Below are 15752 nucleotides of genomic sequence, written 5' to 3'. Positions count from 1 at the left end.
GGTATATCAAGAATAACCATTTGTCGAAACAGGTAGCTCTGTAAAGGGAGTAAGGGATATGTTGATTTTGACTCGCCGAGTTGGCGAAACCTTGATGGTCGGTGACGAAATCACAGTAACCGTCCTAGGTGTGAAGGGGAATCAGGTGCGCATCGGCGTCAACGCGCCAAAGGAAGTTGCGGTTCACCGGGAAGAGATCTATCAGCGTATACAGTCGGAGAAGGGCTCTGAGGAGCCAGAACCGGGCAACAGCTGACAGAGAAAAAGCCGTTCAAGGGAAACCTGAGCGGCTTTTTTGTTTTCTCGGCAAATCGAAGCCAAAAAAATTGGTGTCAACCCTATGAAAACAGAAATCTTATGGTAGTATACGCCCCGTTCTCAAGGAGAGGTGGGTGAGTGGCTGAAACCAGTTCCCTGCTAAGGAACCGTACGCGAAAGCGTACCGAGGGTTCGAATCCCTCCCTCTCCGCCATTTTCCTTTTTGGAAACGAGAGCAGGTTGACGTAGCACTCAACCACAGCAAGTGATGAATGCGCGGCTGTAGCTCAGCTGGATAGAGTACCTGGCTACGAACCAGGCGGTCGGAGGTTCGAATCCTCCCAGCCGCGCCACTTCTTCAATATCTTGCCCAGTTTTAAGCGGCTGTAGCTCAGCTGGATAGAGTACCTGGCTACGAACCAGGCGGTCGGAGGTTCGAATCCTCCCAGCCGCGCCATATAAAATAAAGAACCCCGCCAAGAGCGGGGTTTTTTATTGCCTGCAGAAAAGTCCCGTCTTACATGCCGTGAGGGCCCATCAGCTGGCCGCGTACCGCACCCTTGGGAAATTCGGGGTTGTGCACGTTAATGTAGAAGTCCGACGGATTCTCCAGAATGCGTTGAACAATGCCGGCTTCGCCGGTGGGGAACTTGCCTTCCTCGCCTTCGGTCAGGCAATCAGCGGCATCGCCATCTTCCGGGCCTGCCAGCATTGCCACCGGGGCGCCATTCATGCCTTTGCCCGCTTCGTGGATGTGGGCAGCCATGCCTTCCTTGACGGGTACGGTCTGGATGTTTTGCACCTGCACCACATAGCACAGGGTGGTGGGGTCGCCGTCGATACCGAAGACGTGGGCGTAACCCTTGCCGTCGCTGTCGCCCATGGAGCCGATCATCTCTGCTCCGCTCAGCTTGGCGTCGAGTACGTGATTGGTGTGGCCCGCATAGGCGGTAGAGGCGAGGCCCAGTGAGGTTGCGGCGATTGCTGTAAGCAGGGCGTTCATTGTCAGTTTTTTCACGATGTATCTCCTGTCGGTATCTGCTTTAAAAAGTCTGGAGCAGAACAAAGGGTTGGACTGCCTAGGAGATGCGTTTCAGACGGGTAAAAGGTTGCAGGCAGGGATAAATAATTTTGGTCGGGCAGTTGATGGGCTGCCCGACCCAGGTGATTACCACATCAAATCGTCGGGAATCTCGTACCCGGCATAAGGGTCGTCCTCACCGGTGTCATCGGTCTTTCGGTCGTGCAGGACCACTACAGCGGTTTCGTCCCGCTCCTGGATTTTCCGGGCCACTCCCTCGGCAACCAGCTCGTAGTTGTCGTTCACGAACACGATAGCCAGTCGGCCCCGGGACAGTTGGTCCACCATGGTGTCGTCGACAAAGATCTTCTTGATCTTCTTGTCGTGCACGAACTGGTAGGAGGTTTCGCCCCGGCTTCGATCCAGGCGGTTGGTGCTTACCAGCTGGCGGATCTGGGCCTGGATGGCCTTCTTGTTGGCCTCTTGCTGGCGTTGCCGGTTCAGTTCCCGGTCTCGCTCGGCTTTTTCTTCACGGGCCTGGCGCGCCCGAATCTCGGCCTCGTTTTCCTGCACCGCACCCTTGGGCTGGGCCTTGCGCTTTTTGCGTTTCTCGGTGCGAATAGCCTTGGCCTTTTTCTCGTCGGCCAGGCCGGCTTTCAGTAGCTGGTCCTGCAGGGAAGGCATTGGTAACTCCTCGTGGCTCCCGGTAACTCAGTTAATTGGTGACAAACTCTGGTATCCTGATGCGGTAGTATACGCCCTCACTAATGTGCCTCCACAATTCGCAGCCCCGATTTCAGGATTTTCCCGTATGCCTTCCTTTAAAGAGTTTGGTCTTTCCCCGGCTATGGCCTCCAACCTAGAGCAGCTTGGATTCGAGCAGCCTACCGAAATTCAGGCGAAAGCCTTGCCCCCATGCTTGGCGAAAAAGGATGTCATTGCCATGGCCCAGACCGGAAGTGGCAAGACCGCAGCCTTCGGGATTGGTCTGATCGAGCACCTCAATCCGCGCCTGTTTGCGGTTCAGGGCCTGGTACTGTGCCCGACTCGGGAGCTGGCGGACCAGGTGGCCAAGGCGCTCCGGGAACTCGCGCGCGCCCGGGATAATGTAAAGATCCTGACTCTGTGCGGTGGGGTATCGATTGGGCCCCAGATTGGCTCTCTGAGCCACGGCGCTCACATCGTGGTGGGCACTCCAGGACGCATTCAGGATCACCTGCGCAAGGGCACCCTGACACTGGACCGGGTAAATACCGTAGTTCTGGATGAGGCGGACCGGATGCTGGACATGGGCTTTGAAGAGGCCATGGAAGACATTCTGGGGCAAACTCCCGATTCCCGTCAGACCCTGATGTTTTCCGCCACCTGGCCTGAGACGATTCGCGCGCTCAGTGGCCGCTATCAGCGTGAACCAGAGGACGTTCGGGCCGAGGCCAAGAAGGGCAATCCCGATATCCAGGAGCTGTTCTACGAAATCGCCCCTGGCACTGCCCAGGATGCGGTGATGGCGCTGTTGTCGGAGCGGCAGCCGGCGTCCTGCATCGTGTTCTGCACCATGAAGCAGCAGTGCGACGAGCTGGCCGAGGCATTGCGCCAGCGCGGGTTTTCGGCGCTGGCGTTACACGGTGACCTGGAACAGCGGGACCGCGACAGTGTGCTGGTGCGCTTCGGCAATCAAAGCTGTTCGGTGTTGGTGGCGACGGATGTGGCGGCTCGTGGGCTTGATATCAAATCCCTGCCGCTGGTGATTAACGCCGAGCCGGCGCGTGACAGCGAGGTTCATACCCACCGGGTAGGGCGTACCGGACGCGCGGGTGAGCAGGGCCTGGCGGTGACCTTCTGCACTCCCTCGAAGGGCCACAAGATCAACCGTCTGGAATCAGACCGTGGCCAGGCGGCGGAATGGGGCGATACCGAGGCGCTGATGGCGGTACCGCTGCAGCCGGTTAAACCTGCCATGGCAACCCTATGCATCGCCGGCGGCCGCAAGGAGAAAATTCGTCCGGGTGATGTTCTGGGAGCACTCACAGGCGAAGCCGGGATTCCGGGCAAGGCGGTCGGGAAAATCGACCTGTTCGATTTTCAGTGTTTTGTGGCCGTAGAGAGAAGTGTCGCCGATAAGGCGCTGAAGCGACTTGAGAGTGGGCGAATCAAGGGCCGGAAAATACGCGTTCGATATGCGTGAAATGGGGCGCTGTGGCCCCGGTTAATGCAGTATGAAATTCAGGTGAACGGCTCGGAAACCCCGTATAGTAATTTGCATTTAGGTTGCTCATGGCAGGCTAAAACGGTAAATTACGCAGGATTTTGCCTCCCGAACTGTCTTGGTGTGGCCTAAGACTTTAGTAGAACTGGTCTAACCAGGCAATTCGGGGAAATCAACAAACCAGAAACAGGTAGCTATTCGATATGAATGACCTGATGTCACAAGCCGCGGATCTGATGATTGCCGGCATGGGATTTGTGTTTGCATTCCTGGTAGTGCTGGTGTTCGCAACGCTGCTCATGTCCAAGCTGATTGCCCGGTTTGCGCCGCCAGAGCCGGCAACCCCGGCGAAAACACCACGTGCCAAGCCCAAGGCGCCTGCGTCGGTTGATCCGGACACCGCCGAGGCCATCAAGAAGGCAATTGCACAATTCCGGTCACGCCACAAGAAGTGACCCGGTACTAGATAGAACCTTTAAACAGAAGGCTGACACGATGACTGACACTAAGAAACCGCTGGGGATTACGGACGTTATCCTGCGTGACGCCCACCAGTCCCTGCTTGCCACCCGCATGCGACTTGATGACATGCTTCCCATTGCCGAGAAACTCGACAAGGTTGGTTTCTGGTCTTTGGAATCCTGGGGTGGAGCTACCTTCGATTCCTGCATCCGTTACCTGGGCGAAGACCCCTGGGAGCGCATTCGTGAACTGAAAAAGGCGATGCCTAACACTCAACAGCAGATGCTGCTGCGTGGCCAGAACCTGTTGGGCTACCGTCATTACGCGGACGACGTCGTCGACCGTTTCTGTGAGCGTGCCGCCGAGAACGGCGTAGACGTGTTCCGGATTTTCGACGCAATGAACGATCCGCGTAACCTGGATCGTGCCATCAAGGCCGTTCGTAAGACCGGCAAGCACGCCCAGGGCACCATTGCCTACACCACAAGCCCGGTGCACACCATCGACATGTGGGTAGAGCTGGCGAAAGAAGTTGCCGACATGGGCGCGGACTCGATCGCCATCAAGGACATGGCGGGTATCCTCAAGCCGTATGTGGCCTTTGATCTGGTCAGCCGCCTGAAGAAAGAACTGGATATCCCGATTCACATGCAGTGCCACGCGACTACCGGCATGTCTACCGCCACCGCCATCAAGGCCGCGGAAGCCGGCATCGACAACGTGGATACCGCCATTTCTTCCATGAGCATGACCTATGGCCATTCGCCCACCGAGGCGGTTGTGGCGATTCTTGAAGGCACAGACCGTGATACCGGCCTGGACCTGAACCTGCTTGAAGAAATTGCCAGCTACTTCCGCGAAGTTCGTAAGAAGTACGCGAAGTTTGAGGGCAGCCTCCGGGGCACCGATTCCCGCATCCTGATTGCTCAGGTTCCGGGCGGCATGCTGACGAACATGGAAAACCAGCTGCGCGAACAGAACGCGAGCGACAAGTTTGACCAGGTTCTGGACGAGATTCCCAAGGTTCGTGAAGATCTGGGCTTCATCCCGCTGGTAACGCCAACCTCCCAGATTGTCGGTACCCAGGCGGTACTGAACGTGCTGACCGGCGAGCGTTACAAGTCTATCTCCAAGGAAACCTCTGCAATCCTTAAAGGCGAGTACGGTGCGGCACCGGCTCCGATGAACAAGGAGCTGCAGGAGCGTGTTCTCGATGGCAAGGAAGTGATGACCTGCCGTCCGGCGGACGTGCTTGAGCCTGAGATGGACAAGCTGACCGACGAGCTGAAGAAGCTGGCGGACGAGAAAGGCATCAAGCTGGCCGACAATGTTGAGGACGACGTGCTGACCTACGCACTGTTCCCGCAGATCGGCCTGAAGTTCCTGGAAAACCGTGGCAACCCGGACGCGTTTGAGCCGGTACCGACTGCTGAAGACGCCGCACCTGCCAAGAAGGCTGGCGGACCCGAGACTTACACCGTTGATGTTAACGGCAAGAAGTTCGTGGTTGCGGTATCTGAAGGTGGCGAGATCACCCAGATCCAGGGCGAGGGCGGTGCTGCCTCAGCTCCGGCTGCAGGGTCTGCTGCGCCTGCACCTGCTGCAGGTGAAGGTGAGCCGGTTGTTGCGCCTCTGGGCGGCAACATCTTCAAGGTTCTGGTCTCACCGGGCGACGTTGTGGAAGAAGGTGACGTGATGATTATCCTCGAAGCCATGAAGATGGAAACTGAGGTTCGCGCACCCAAGGCCGGTACTATCGGCGAAGTCTTCATCAAGGTCGGTGATGCCGTCTCTCCTGATGATGAAATGCTGACAATCGCATAAAGGGCCAGCATTCCATGGATAAAATTATGACGCTCTGGACAGGCAGTGGCCTGTTCAACATCGAATTGGGCCAGGTGATCATGATCGCCATCGGTCTTCTTCTTCTGTTCCTTGCGATTCGCAAGGGGTTTGAGCCACTGCTGCTGGTACCCATTGGGTTCGGTGGCATTCTGGCGAACATTCCGGAGGCAGGGCTGGCCCTGACTGCGGCGGAAAATGCCATCCACTTTGGCCTGAAGAGCGAGGCGACTCAGTTGCTGGCCGCTCTGGCGGCGCAGCTGGATGTGGCTTACCAGGCTGGCCAGGCGATCACGCCTGAGCTGAAGGAAGCCTTTAAGGTGGCGGTGAAAGAGGCTAATTATTCCGAAATGGCGATGGCGAATGCTGTGGCCCAGGACGCCGGTTATGGCAATGGCATGCTGTATAACTTCTACTCAGTGGTTATCGGCAGCACCATTGGTCCTCTGTTGATCTTCATGGGTGTGGGCGCGATGACCGATTTCGGTCCTCTGCTCGCAAACCCGAAGACCATGCTTCTGGGTGCGGCGGCACAGTTCGGTATCTTCGGTACTGTTATTGGTGCGGCGCTTCTGGACTGGACCGGTGTTCTGGACTTCAACATCCTGGAAGCTGCGGCCATCGGTATCATCGGTGGTGCGGACGGCCCAACGTCTATCTATGTGGCTAGCGTGCTGGCACCGCATCTGCTGGGTGCAATCGCTGTCTCGGCCTACGCTTACATGGCGATGGTTCCGATGATTCAGCCGCCGATCATGAAGGCGCTCACCAACAAGGATGAGCGGGCCATCAAGATGACTCAGCTTCGTCCGGTCAGCAAGAAGGAGAAGATTGTCTTCCCGCTGGTCGTACTGATTGCCGTCGTTCTGTTCCTGCCTGATGCAGCGCCGCTGCTGGGTATGTTCTGCTTCGGTAACCTGATGCGTGAGTGTGGCGTGGTTGAGCGTCTGAGCGACACTGCCCAGAACGCGCTGATCAACATCGTGACGATCTTCCTTGGCCTGTCGGTTGGCTCCAAGCTGATGGCCGACAAGTTCCTGGATGGCCAGACTCTGGGTATCCTGGGTCTGGGTATCGTTGCCTTCGGTGTGGGCACCGCCTCTGGTGTTCTGATGGCGAAGCTGATGAACAAGTTCAGTAAGGATCCGATCAACCCGCTGATTGGTTCTGCCGGTGTATCTGCGGTGCCGATGGCGGCGCGGGTTTCCAACAAGGTTGGTCTGGAAGCCAACCCGCAGAACTTCCTGCTGATGCACGCCATGGGTCCGAACGTGGCTGGTGTTATCGGCTCTGCAGTTGCTGCGGGTGTGATGATCAAGCTGCTTAGCTGATCTTCGTTCCTTCAGTACCGAAAACCCCGCTTGGCTTCTGGCTTAGCGGGGTTTTTCTTTTTCTTGGCTTCGAATTTGGTGGTGGCTCCTGTGTGAAAGCCCTTTTCAGGAACCGCTACGAGCACATCCATGTGCGCTTGTTTCCGGCCGTCCATGGCCTCCAACATTCCTGAAAAGGGCTTCCACACAGGCGCTCGCAGCCACGGTTCAGGCTTCTAAAACTAATGAAAATCCCGGGAGTCGACCGGGAGGGTCTTAATCAAGTGGCTCAGGTCGGACAGCTTTCCGGCCATCACGTGGATGATATTGCCCTCTCTTTCCAGTACCCCTTTCACATGCAGCAGCCGTGCAGTTAGCAGCGGTTTGCGCTGGCGGCGGGCGGTTTCGAGCCAGACCACCACGTTCACGTTGCCGGTTTCGTCTTCCAGGGTCACGAAGGTGACGCCGGAGGCGGAGCCGGGGCGTTGGCGGCCGGTGACCAGACCGGCGACCTGGACTGGGCGGCCGGCCTCGGTTTGCTGGAGTTGTTCGGCGCTCAGGCAGAACTGCAAATGGCCTTGTTCCCGGAGTAGGGCAAGGGGATGGCGCTGCAGGGTCAGGCCCTGGCTGGCGTAATCGGCGAGTACGTTCTGGCCTTCGGTGGGCTCCGGTAGTTGTTCGCAGGCTTCCTGCGTGTAGGTTTCGGCCGCTTCGGCGGCGAAGAGTTCGGCGGGTTGTTCGTGGCCGAGTAGTTGCCAGTAGGCCTGGTGCCGGTTGTCTGTGAAGCCGGGCATGGCGTTGGCGCCGGCGAGCAGTTCCATGTCGCGCTGGTTCAGGCTGGCGCGCTGGCGCAGTTCGCTGGTGGAGCGGTAGCCCTGGGCCGGGCGCTGTTGGCACAGGCGTTCGGCGCCTTTGGCGGATAGGCCCTGGACTAGTCGAAGGCCCAGGCGCAGTTGGCGTTCGGGGCCTTCCAGGGTGTGGTCCCATTGGCTGTGGTTAACATCAATTGGCAATGCAGCAACGCCATGGCGGCGGGCATCCTGTACCAGTTGTGACGGTGAGTAAAAACCCATGGGTTGGCTGTTGAGCAGGGCGCAGTAGAAGGCAGCCGGGTAGTGGCATTTTATCCAGGCCGAGACGTACACCAGCAACGCAAAGCTGGCGGAGTGGGATTCCGGGAAGCCGTAGCCGCCAAAGCCGCAGATTTGCTCATACAACCGTTCGGCGAAGTTGGCATCGTGGCCGCGCTCGAGCATGCCGGTGATGAGTTTTTCCCGGAACTGGGTGAGATCGCCGTGGGATTTCCAGGCCGCCATGGCCCGGCGTAGTTGGTCGGCCTCGCCGGCGGAGAAGCCGGCGGCGACCATGGCCAGTTTGATCACCTGTTCCTGGAAGATGGGTACGCCCAGGGTGCGTTCCAGCACTTTTCGGATGGCGTCGTTAGGGTAGTTCACCGGTTCCAGCCCGTGTTTGCGGCGCAGATAGGGGTGCACCATGTCACCCTGAATCGGGCCGGGGCGGACAATGGCGACTTCGATCACCAGGTCGTAAAAGGTTTCCGGTTTCAGTCTCGGCAGCATGTTGATCTGGGCGCGGGATTCCACCTGGAACACGCCGATGCTGTCGCCTTTCTGGAGCATGGCGTAGGTGGCGCGGTCTTCCTGGGGGATGTCCTGCATCTGGAAGGTTTGGCCCTTTTGATCACTGATCAGCTCCAGCGCCTTGCGGATGGCGGACAGCATGCCCAGGGCGAGTACGTCGACTTTCATCAGGCCCAGGCTTTCCAGATCGTCTTTGTCCCACTGGATCACGGTGCGGTCAGCCATGGCGGCGTTTTCCACCGGCACCAGTTCGGCCAGCGGGCCGGAGCTGATGACAAAGCCGCCCACGTGCTGGGACAGGTGGCGGGGAAAGCCGAGCAGGGTATTCACCAGGGTAAAGAACTGGTCCGCTACCTTGGGGTTGCGGGTCAGGCGTTTGTCGAGTACCTGCTGGCGCCAGCCGGTGGCTTTGTCGCGCCAGTCGATGCCTTCCAGCAATTGCTCTACCTGAGCCGGATCAAAACCCAGAGCCTTGCCGACATCGCGGATGGCGCTGCGGGGGCGATAGCGGATGACCGTGGCCGCCAGGGCCGCCCGTTCCCGGCTGTAGCGCCGGTAGATGTACTGGATGACTTCTTCCCGGCGTTCGTGTTCAAAGTCCACATCGATGTCGGGTGGCTCGTTGCGATCCTTGGAAATAAAGCGTTCGAACAACAGTTCAACCCGGGCCGGGTTCACTTCGGTGATGCCCAGGCAGTAACAGACCGCCGAGTTGGCGGCCGACCCCCGGCCCTGGCAGAGAATGCCCTGGCTGCGGGCAAAGGCCACGATGTCGTGAATGGTGAGGAAGTAGTGCTCGTACTTCATCTCCGAGATCAGGTCCAGCTCTTTGCGGATCAGCGCCTGCACGGTCAGCGGGGTGCCCTCCGGGTAGCGGCGGCGTTCGCCTTCGCGGGTCAGGCGTTTCAGGTAGCCGGCCGGGGTTTCTGCTTCGGGTACCAGGTCCGGCGGGTATTCGTAGCGCAGGCTGCCGGGTTGGAAAGTGCACTGGTCGGCAATCCGCCGGGTTTCCCGCAGCCAGGTGTCCGGGAACAGGCGTTGCAGCACCGGTACCGGGCGCAGGTAGCGCTCGCCATTCTGGAACAGGCAATGCCCGGCCTGTTCCAGGTTGGTGTGGTTGCGCAGGGCGGTGAGTACGTCCTGTAGCGGCTGGCGTTCACGGCTGTGCATGTGCACCTCGCCGGTGGCGGTGATGGGGCAGCGTAACTGGTCGGCCAGCCAGCGGGCCCGGGCCAGTTGCTGTTCCTCGCCCGATTCCAGGGTGCGGGCCGCCGCAAGCCATAGCCTGGGCTCAAACAGGCGTTGCAGCCATTCGCCACAGGCCAGGGCCTGGTCGGCGTTAGCTTCAGCCAGGGTGGGCGGTAACCACAGGCACAGGCAGTCATCCAGCTCGTGGGTTTCCACGTCTCGGAACAACAGTTGGTACTGGCCTTTCTCCGCCCGGCGCCGGCCGGTGGTGATCAGCTGGCATAGCTGGCCATAGCCCCGGCGGGTGCGGGCCAGCAAAATGAACCGGGGCAGGCTGGCGCCGGGTGGGGCATCGTCCAGTTCGAACCAGCTGCCGGTAATCAGTTTCACCGGGCTGTCTTTCAGGGCGGCCCAGGCCCGGGGAATACCGGCCACCGAACAGGCATCGGTGATGGCCAGGGCGGCATAGCCCAGCTCTGCCGCTCGCTCCGCCAATTCGTGGGGGTGGGAGGCGCCGGTCAGAAAAGTGAAGTTGCTGAAGCAGAACAGCTCGGCGTAGGCGGATTCCGTCATCAGCCAAACCATCCATGCACAAACCAGCCGTCGCGGACATCCCGGAACACCCAGGCCAGTTGGCCATTGTGCAGTTGGGCGATGTAGTAATCCCGGTGTACCCGCTGGCCGTCCCACCAGCCCCCGCTTATCCGTTCCGGGCCGGCAAACCAGGCGGTTGGCGCTTCCGTGAGCGGTTGTGGCCCCTGCAGTAACCACAGGGGGCGGCGCGGCAGTTGGTCATTCATAGTGGCCGCCGGCCGGTTGTTGCGTTGAACGCCGGAAGCAGTCCAGGCCCGTTCCGGGCGGTGGTCGGCCTGGGGCGACAGCTGTTGCAGGGCCTGGTCGCCCAGCCGGGCCTGTAGCCGGCTCATCAGAGTGTGCCAGGCTTCGTTCAGATCCTGGGATTCGCCGAGAAGATCCTGCCCGGTGTCTGCCTCCCGGCCTAAAAAGCGTTTTACCGACAACTGCAGCGACATGACCGGCGCCCGTAAGGGGTGCTGCTCAAAGCGCAGGCGAACCAGATTCAGGAATGCCTCGGCCCGATGCTCCGGGCCAGATGTGCGGATGCGCAGGCGGGAGGGTTCTTCGTGCCGGTGTTGAAGCACCAGCAACAGGCTGTCGGTTTCCTGCTGGCGCCAGCACAGGTCTTCCTCCAGTTCCGCCAGGATACGCTGCAGCGGGAACAGCAGCCCCTGGGACTGTTCGATTTCCTGCACAAAATCCGCTTGCTGGCGAAAGTGGTGCGGCGGCTGCCAGGGCGCTTGTGGGTCAGGCCGGGTGCCCTGGATTTTCTGGACGCGGGCCAGGGTTTCCGGGGACAGCCGGCGCGCCAGTTCGGCCGCCGGCAGGGCAAAGACTTCCCCCAGGGTGTTCAGCCCCAGCCGTTGCAGGCGGGTACAGGTGCGGGCATCAAACTCCGCCGCCAGTAGCGGCATCTGGCCCAGGGTGCGTTGAATGTGGCCCTTATCATCGGTGCATTCACCCTTGCCGGCACGGGCAATCAGGCGGGCCGCCAGGGGCGTGTGGCCAAGGCCCGGCCAGGCGATGAGCTGCCGCTCGTCCAGGGCCTGCTCCACGGTTTGCCAGGCCGCTGGCAGGCCGCCATACAGCCGCTGCAGGCTGCCGATTTCCGCCATCAGGCCATCCGGTGGCACCAGCACAATGTGGGCGGCGTAGCGATACAGCCAGCGGGCCTGATCTTCCAGAATGCGGGCTTCCTGTTGCTGGTCGGCACGCACGGTGCCCAGCTCTGGCACCAGGCTGATGGCGGTTTTCAGGCGCATGCCGCCATGCACGCCCTGGTCCCGGGCTTCCGGGCAGGCCTGTATCACTTTTTGCCCGGACCCCTCGACAATCACCAGCGCGCCGGTTTCCTCGCGGGTGCGGCGAATGTGGTCCAGCAGCAGGTGCGGGAAGTGCAGATACAACCAGAGCATCGCGAATTTACCGGGTAGAGGTGGGCCAGGGGCCCTGAACCACGCGGGGCGCCTCGCGGAAGGCCAGATCGGCCCGGTGCGCCATGGCCAGGGCACAGCGTTGGCCGGGCCAGCTGCCGCGGCGTTTCACGATGTTGATCTTCAGCTCCTGGTTGTCGCCGGGTTCCAGTTCCAGGCGCAGGGCGGCGGGCGAATTCTGCTCGGCATAGCGGCGTTCGCGGAAGAGCACGCACACGTTGCTGCCGGCTTCTGCCGCTAGCTGCAGGCGCCGGATATCCCGGGACGCCAGCTTGCCGGGCCAGGCCATCACCAGACCGGTCACCGGCGAGCGCAGGCAGTTTTCCAGGGTCCACAGGAAATCGCCGGCTTCTTCGGTGTGGATCATCACCACCTGATCCAGATTCACGCCTTCCCGGGCCAGCGCCGGGGCATAGGGTGTGTGCGGCGGATTCAGCCAGAATATGGTTTTACCGTTGTGGGACAACCGCTGCATTAACGGCAGCAGCAGGTGCAGCTCGCCAATGCCGGGTGCATCCAGCAGGCATTCACTCAGCGCACCCCGGGGCCAGCCGATGCCACCGAGCTGGTTATCCAGCACCTGGTAGCCAGTGGGCTCGGCCGGTTGGGTGGTTTGCTGGTGCTTGTGCCCCTGCCAGACACGGGCATCTTGCATCAGTGTGTTCAGAAGCTCGCTCATGGGAAATATCTCAGAATACTGTTTAAATATACAGTATTCTGAATAGGGGCAGATTTCAAGGCATGGGTGAGGGGAACAGTGGGGGGAGGAAGGAGTAATTTGTAAAACTGATTTTCATATATTCTATATAGACTTTTTATTTTTGCGTCTCGTTAAAACCCCCTTCTATAATCGCCTGCTGGTGCTGTAGATTTACGCTGTTACAGCGTGACCAGCTGGATATTCATAACCATAAAAAGGAAAAAGACATGTTGAAACGCCGGATCCTCCTGGCTACCACAGCCGCAACCCTGCTGTTCAGTGCTGCGGCGACCGCCCAATACAAGGATGAATACACCGTTTCCACCGTCCTGCCGTCTGCGTTTCCGTGGGGCCAGGCTGCCGACAAATGGGTTGAACTGGTGCGGGAGCGCTCAGACGGGCGTATCAACATGAAGATTTACAGCAACTCCCAGCTGGTTTCCGGGGACCAGACCAAGGAATTTTCCGCCATGCGTTCGGGCCTGATCGACATGGCGGTTGGCTCCACCATCAACTGGTCGCCCCAGGTGCCGGAGCTGAACCTGTTTTCTCTGCCGTTCCTGATGCCGGATTACGAAGCCATCGATGCCATTACCCAGGGTGAGGCCGGTGAGGCTATTTTCGAGGCAATCAAGAAGCGCGGTGTTACCCCGCTGGCGTGGGGCGAGAATGGCTTTCGCGAGCTGTCTAACTCCAAGCGCAAGATCACCGGCCCCTCGGATGTTGAGGGTCTGAAAATCCGGGTGGTTGGCTCTCCGCTGTTCCAGGATACCTTCACCACACTGGGCGCGAACCCGACCCAAATGAGCTGGGCCGACGCCAAGCCTGCGCTGACCACCGGCGCTGTGGATGGCCAGGAAAATCCAATTTCGGTGTTTGACGTTGCCCGTATCGACCAGGTTGGGCAGGAGCATCTTACTCTGTGGCACTACATGGCCGATCCCCTGGTGTTTGCGGTGAGCAACCGGGTGTGGAGCCAGTTCAATCCGGAAGACCAGGCCCTGCTCAAGCAGGCGGCCATTGATGCCGGCCAGTGGGAGATCGAAAAATCCCGTGGTGAACTGGAAGCGACCCTGGCGGCCATCAAAGAGCGTGGCGTGCAGGTGGTTGAACTGACCCCGGAGCAACACGCTGCCTTTGTTGAGGCAACCCGCCCCGTGTACGACAAGTGGACCGACCGCATTGGTGAGGATCTGGTTGAGCAGGCTCAGGAAGCCGTGGCTAACCGCTAAACCCTTACCCCTAACCCCTAACCCCAGGCGCTGTCTGTGAAAGCACCCGCCCGCTGGCGGGTGCTGTTATTGAATCCGGAGTTTTCATGTCTGCTCGCCCCCCGAAGTTCAGGCCTGACGCCTGGCTGGCCGCCCTGGCTTTGATTGGAATTTGTGTCATCAGCTTGGGCAATGTGATTGTCCGCTACGCCACCGATGCCTCGTTTGCCTTCACCGAAGAGTATTCCGTGTTCCTGCTGGTGGTGCTGACTTTTGCCGGGGCCGCGGTTGCCGCCCGCCATAACCAGCACATCCGTATCGAGCTGATCGAAGACTTCCTGCCACCACGCTTCAGGAAGGTTGTGTTTGTGCTGCAGTGGCTGGCCGGAGTTACCGTGCTGGGCATCACCGTGTGGTACGGCAGCAAGTTTGCGCTTGAGGAGTATCAGTGGGAGTCGCTGTCGCCGGGGCTGGGACTGCCGAACTGGATTTACGTGATCTGGCTGCCGGTGCTGTCGCTTGCCATCATTATCCGGATGACCCAGAACCTCATTGATCGCCTGCGCGGCAAGGTTGATCCGGAGGTTATCCATGAGTCCTGATCTGCTCCTGATCGGCAGTTTCTTGTTGGCGCTCTTACTGGGCGTGCCGGTGGCGATCGCCCTTGGCCTGGGCGGCGTGGTTGGTATTCTGGCGGGCCTGTCACCGGACATGCTGGCAACGCTGGGCACCAATACCTACAACAGCGTGGCCAAATACCCCCTGATCGCAATTCCGCTGTTCATCCTGACCGGTCTTATCTTCGAGCGGGCCGGGGTGGCGGCCAGCCTGGTGCGCTTTGCCCAGGCCATCATTGGGCCCCGCCATGGCGGATTAACTGTGGTTGCCGTTCTGGTCTGCCTGATCATGGGTGGCATGAGCGGTTCCGGGCCAGCAGACGCCGCCGCGGTGGCCATGGTGATGCTGCCGAGCATGCGCAAGGCCGGTTACCCGCAGCCGTTCTCCGCAACACTGATTGCGGCTTCATCTTCCACTGCCATTTTGATTCCGCCGTCCATTGCGTTGATTCTCTACTCGATCGTGGTGCCGGGCGTGGACCTGCGTGCGCTGTTTGCCGCCGGTGTCTTCCCGGGCATTCTGGCTGGGTTGTCTTTGCTGGTACCGGCACTGTTTCTGGCCCGCAAGTACCGCTGGGAAGACCCGAAAGACTCCGAGCGGCCGCCATTCTGGCCCAGCTTCAAGGCCGCGCTGCCCGCGCTGTTCGCACCGGTGATCATTCTGGGCGGGCTGCGGTCAGGGTTGTTTACTCCCACCGAGGCCGCCGTGGTGGCGGTAACTTATGGGGTAATCGTGGGCTGCCTGGTGTATCGCAACCTGAGCATCCGGAACCTGTTTGACCTCGTTACCGATGCCGCGGTTACCTCTGGCGTGGTAATGCTGATCATCGCTTTGGCCGGCATTTTTGCCTGGGCCGGAACCACCTTGGGTACCTTCCAGCATCTGGCCGATGCCTTGCTGTCGCTGTCTGACAACGGCTGGGTACTGCTGGGGCTGGTGATGGTGCTGGTGCTGATTGCCGGCATGCTGCTGGATGCGGTATCGATTTACCTCATCCTGATTCCCATTGTGTTGCCACTGATGAATCACTTTGGCTGGAACCCGGTGTGGTTCGGCATCCTGCTGGCCATGAACATTGCCATCGGCCAGTTCACACCGCCGGTGGCCGTCAACCTGATGGTGACTACCCGCATAGCCAATATTCGACTGGAACACACCCTGGGTTGGGCCCTGGTGTTCATTGCGGCCATGGGCGTGAGCTTGCTGCTGGTGATGCTGATACCGGGCATTGCCCTGTGGCTACCGGACAAACTCGGGTTTGTGGTGGGGCAGTGGTAGCGGGGTTGATAATACCCGTGCCGGCACCCACGCTAGTAATACAGTCAT

The 15752-nt window shown here is 59.8% G+C and carries 13 protein-coding genes and 3 tRNA genes; 11 read left to right on the top strand and 5 right to left on the bottom strand.

Annotated features, from left to right (window positions below; genetic code table 11):
* The first annotated feature begins 58 nt into the window (after positions 1–58).
* The 4 genes from csrA (at position 59) to FGO67_RS13045 (ending at position 715) form a co-directional block, all read left to right on the top strand.
* On the top strand, positions 59–256 hold the full coding sequence (csrA, locus tag FGO67_RS13060) for a carbon storage regulator CsrA (protein WP_007155535.1): 198 nt from the start codon (positions 59–61) through the stop codon (positions 254–256).
* Positions 257–382: 126 nt separating this feature from the next.
* Positions 383–472, top strand: a tRNA-Ser gene (locus FGO67_RS13055).
* A gap of 62 nt (positions 473–534) precedes the next feature.
* Positions 535–611, top strand: a tRNA-Arg gene (locus FGO67_RS13050).
* A 27-nt stretch (positions 612–638) separates the two neighbouring features.
* Positions 639–715, top strand: a tRNA-Arg gene (locus tag FGO67_RS13045).
* A gap of 60 nt (positions 716–775) precedes the next feature.
* On the opposite strand, the gene FGO67_RS13040 is transcribed toward FGO67_RS13045, so the two are convergent.
* Together FGO67_RS13040 and FGO67_RS13035 are read right to left on the bottom strand one after the other, a co-directional pair.
* A complete protein-coding gene (locus FGO67_RS13040) occupies positions 776–1276 on the bottom strand; it encodes a CHRD domain-containing protein (RefSeq protein WP_338039569.1) in 501 nt (166 codons plus the stop codon).
* 150 nt (positions 1277–1426) lie between these two features.
* Complete coding sequence (locus FGO67_RS13035) at positions 1427–1963, bottom strand: DUF2058 domain-containing protein (protein ID WP_203301070.1); 537 nt, start codon at positions 1961–1963, stop codon at positions 1427–1429.
* Between the two features lie 127 nt (positions 1964–2090).
* Here FGO67_RS13035 and dbpA point away from each other — a divergent pair, with 127 nt between their 5' ends.
* From dbpA to FGO67_RS13015, 4 genes are all read left to right on the top strand, one after another.
* Entirely contained in the window at positions 2091–3464 is a 1374-nt protein-coding gene (dbpA, locus tag FGO67_RS13030) for an ATP-dependent RNA helicase DbpA (RefSeq protein WP_203301069.1), read from the top strand.
* 224 nt (positions 3465–3688) lie between these two features.
* Positions 3689–3940 carry an OadG family protein gene (locus tag FGO67_RS13025; protein WP_203301068.1) on the top strand — a complete coding sequence of 84 codons (252 nt, stop codon included), beginning with the start codon at positions 3689–3691 and terminating at the stop codon, positions 3938–3940.
* Between the two features lie 40 nt (positions 3941–3980).
* Positions 3981–5771 (top strand): sodium-extruding oxaloacetate decarboxylase subunit alpha, encoded by a 1791-nt coding sequence (oadA, locus tag FGO67_RS13020; protein ID WP_203301067.1) that lies wholly within the window; start codon positions 3981–3983, stop codon positions 5769–5771.
* A 14-nt stretch (positions 5772–5785) separates the two neighbouring features.
* Entirely contained in the window at positions 5786–7120 is a 1335-nt protein-coding gene (locus FGO67_RS13015) for a sodium ion-translocating decarboxylase subunit beta (protein ID WP_238942359.1), read from the top strand.
* Between the two features lie 221 nt (positions 7121–7341).
* Here FGO67_RS13015 and FGO67_RS13010 read toward each other — a convergent pair whose 3' ends face one another.
* From FGO67_RS13010 to imuA, 3 genes are read right to left on the bottom strand one after another with little or no spacing between them, the layout of a single operon-like run.
* A complete protein-coding gene (locus FGO67_RS13010; RefSeq protein ID WP_203301065.1) occupies positions 7342–10461 on the bottom strand; it encodes an error-prone DNA polymerase in 3120 nt (1039 codons plus the stop codon).
* On the bottom strand, positions 10461–11879 hold the full coding sequence (locus tag FGO67_RS13005) for a Y-family DNA polymerase (protein WP_203301064.1): 1419 nt from the start codon (positions 11877–11879) through the stop codon (positions 10461–10463). Before FGO67_RS13005 ends, FGO67_RS13010 begins: the two co-directional genes overlap by 1 nt.
* Before the next feature lie 7 nt (positions 11880–11886).
* On the bottom strand, positions 11887–12576 hold the full coding sequence (gene imuA, locus FGO67_RS13000) for a translesion DNA synthesis-associated protein ImuA (RefSeq protein WP_203301063.1): 690 nt from the start codon (positions 12574–12576) through the stop codon (positions 11887–11889).
* Positions 12577–12824: 248 nt separating this feature from the next.
* On the opposite strand from imuA, the gene FGO67_RS12995 reads away from it, so the two are divergent.
* The 3 genes from FGO67_RS12995 (at position 12825) to FGO67_RS12985 (ending at position 15704) form a co-directional block, all read left to right on the top strand.
* Entirely contained in the window at positions 12825–13829 is a 1005-nt protein-coding gene (locus FGO67_RS12995; protein ID WP_203301062.1) for a DctP family TRAP transporter solute-binding subunit, read from the top strand.
* A gap of 86 nt (positions 13830–13915) precedes the next feature.
* Positions 13916–14410, top strand: coding sequence for a TRAP transporter small permease (locus tag FGO67_RS12990; RefSeq protein ID WP_203301061.1), 495 nt, complete (start codon positions 13916–13918; stop codon positions 14408–14410).
* The gene (locus tag FGO67_RS12985; RefSeq protein ID WP_203301060.1) at positions 14400–15704 is read left to right on the top strand and encodes a TRAP transporter large permease; all 1305 of its coding nucleotides are present in this window, start codon (positions 14400–14402) and stop codon (positions 15702–15704) included. Before FGO67_RS12990 ends, FGO67_RS12985 begins: the two co-directional genes overlap by 11 nt.
* Positions 15705–15752 lie beyond the last annotated feature (48 nt).

It is taken from the genome of Marinobacter sediminum (assembly GCF_016820575.1).
Taxonomy (GTDB): domain Bacteria; phylum Pseudomonadota; class Gammaproteobacteria; order Pseudomonadales; family Oleiphilaceae; genus Marinobacter; species Marinobacter sediminum.
Note: the sequence above shows the minus strand (reverse complement) of the source record. Positions and strands in the feature narration are given on the sequence as shown.

Bases quoted from the DNA above. Each gene is read 5' to 3' on its own strand.
- FGO67_RS12985 (WP_203301060.1), top strand. From the start codon at position 14,400: ATGAGTCCTGATCTGCTCCTGATCGGCAGTTTCTTGTTGGCGCTCTTA.
- imuA (WP_203301063.1), bottom strand. From the start codon at position 12,576: ATGAGCGAGCTTCTGAACACACTGATGCAAGATGCCCGTGTCTGGCAG.
- FGO67_RS12995 (WP_203301062.1), top strand. From the start codon at position 12,825: ATGTTGAAACGCCGGATCCTCCTGGCTACCACAGCCGCAACCCTGCTG.
- csrA (WP_007155535.1), top strand. From the start codon at position 59: ATGTTGATTTTGACTCGCCGAGTTGGCGAAACCTTGATGGTCGGTGAC.
- FGO67_RS13015 (WP_238942359.1), top strand. From the start codon at position 5,786: ATGGATAAAATTATGACGCTCTGGACAGGCAGTGGCCTGTTCAACATC.
- oadA (WP_203301067.1), top strand. From the start codon at position 3,981: ATGACTGACACTAAGAAACCGCTGGGGATTACGGACGTTATCCTGCGT.
- FGO67_RS13010 (WP_203301065.1), bottom strand. From the start codon at position 10,461: ATGACGGAATCCGCCTACGCCGAGCTGTTCTGCTTCAGCAACTTCACT.
- FGO67_RS13005 (WP_203301064.1), bottom strand. From the start codon at position 11,879: ATGCTCTGGTTGTATCTGCACTTCCCGCACCTGCTGCTGGACCACATT.
- FGO67_RS12990 (WP_203301061.1), top strand. From the start codon at position 13,916: ATGTCTGCTCGCCCCCCGAAGTTCAGGCCTGACGCCTGGCTGGCCGCC.
- dbpA (WP_203301069.1), top strand. From the start codon at position 2,091: ATGCCTTCCTTTAAAGAGTTTGGTCTTTCCCCGGCTATGGCCTCCAAC.
- FGO67_RS13025 (WP_203301068.1), top strand. From the start codon at position 3,689: ATGAATGACCTGATGTCACAAGCCGCGGATCTGATGATTGCCGGCATG.
- FGO67_RS13035 (WP_203301070.1), bottom strand. From the start codon at position 1,963: ATGCCTTCCCTGCAGGACCAGCTACTGAAAGCCGGCCTGGCCGACGAG.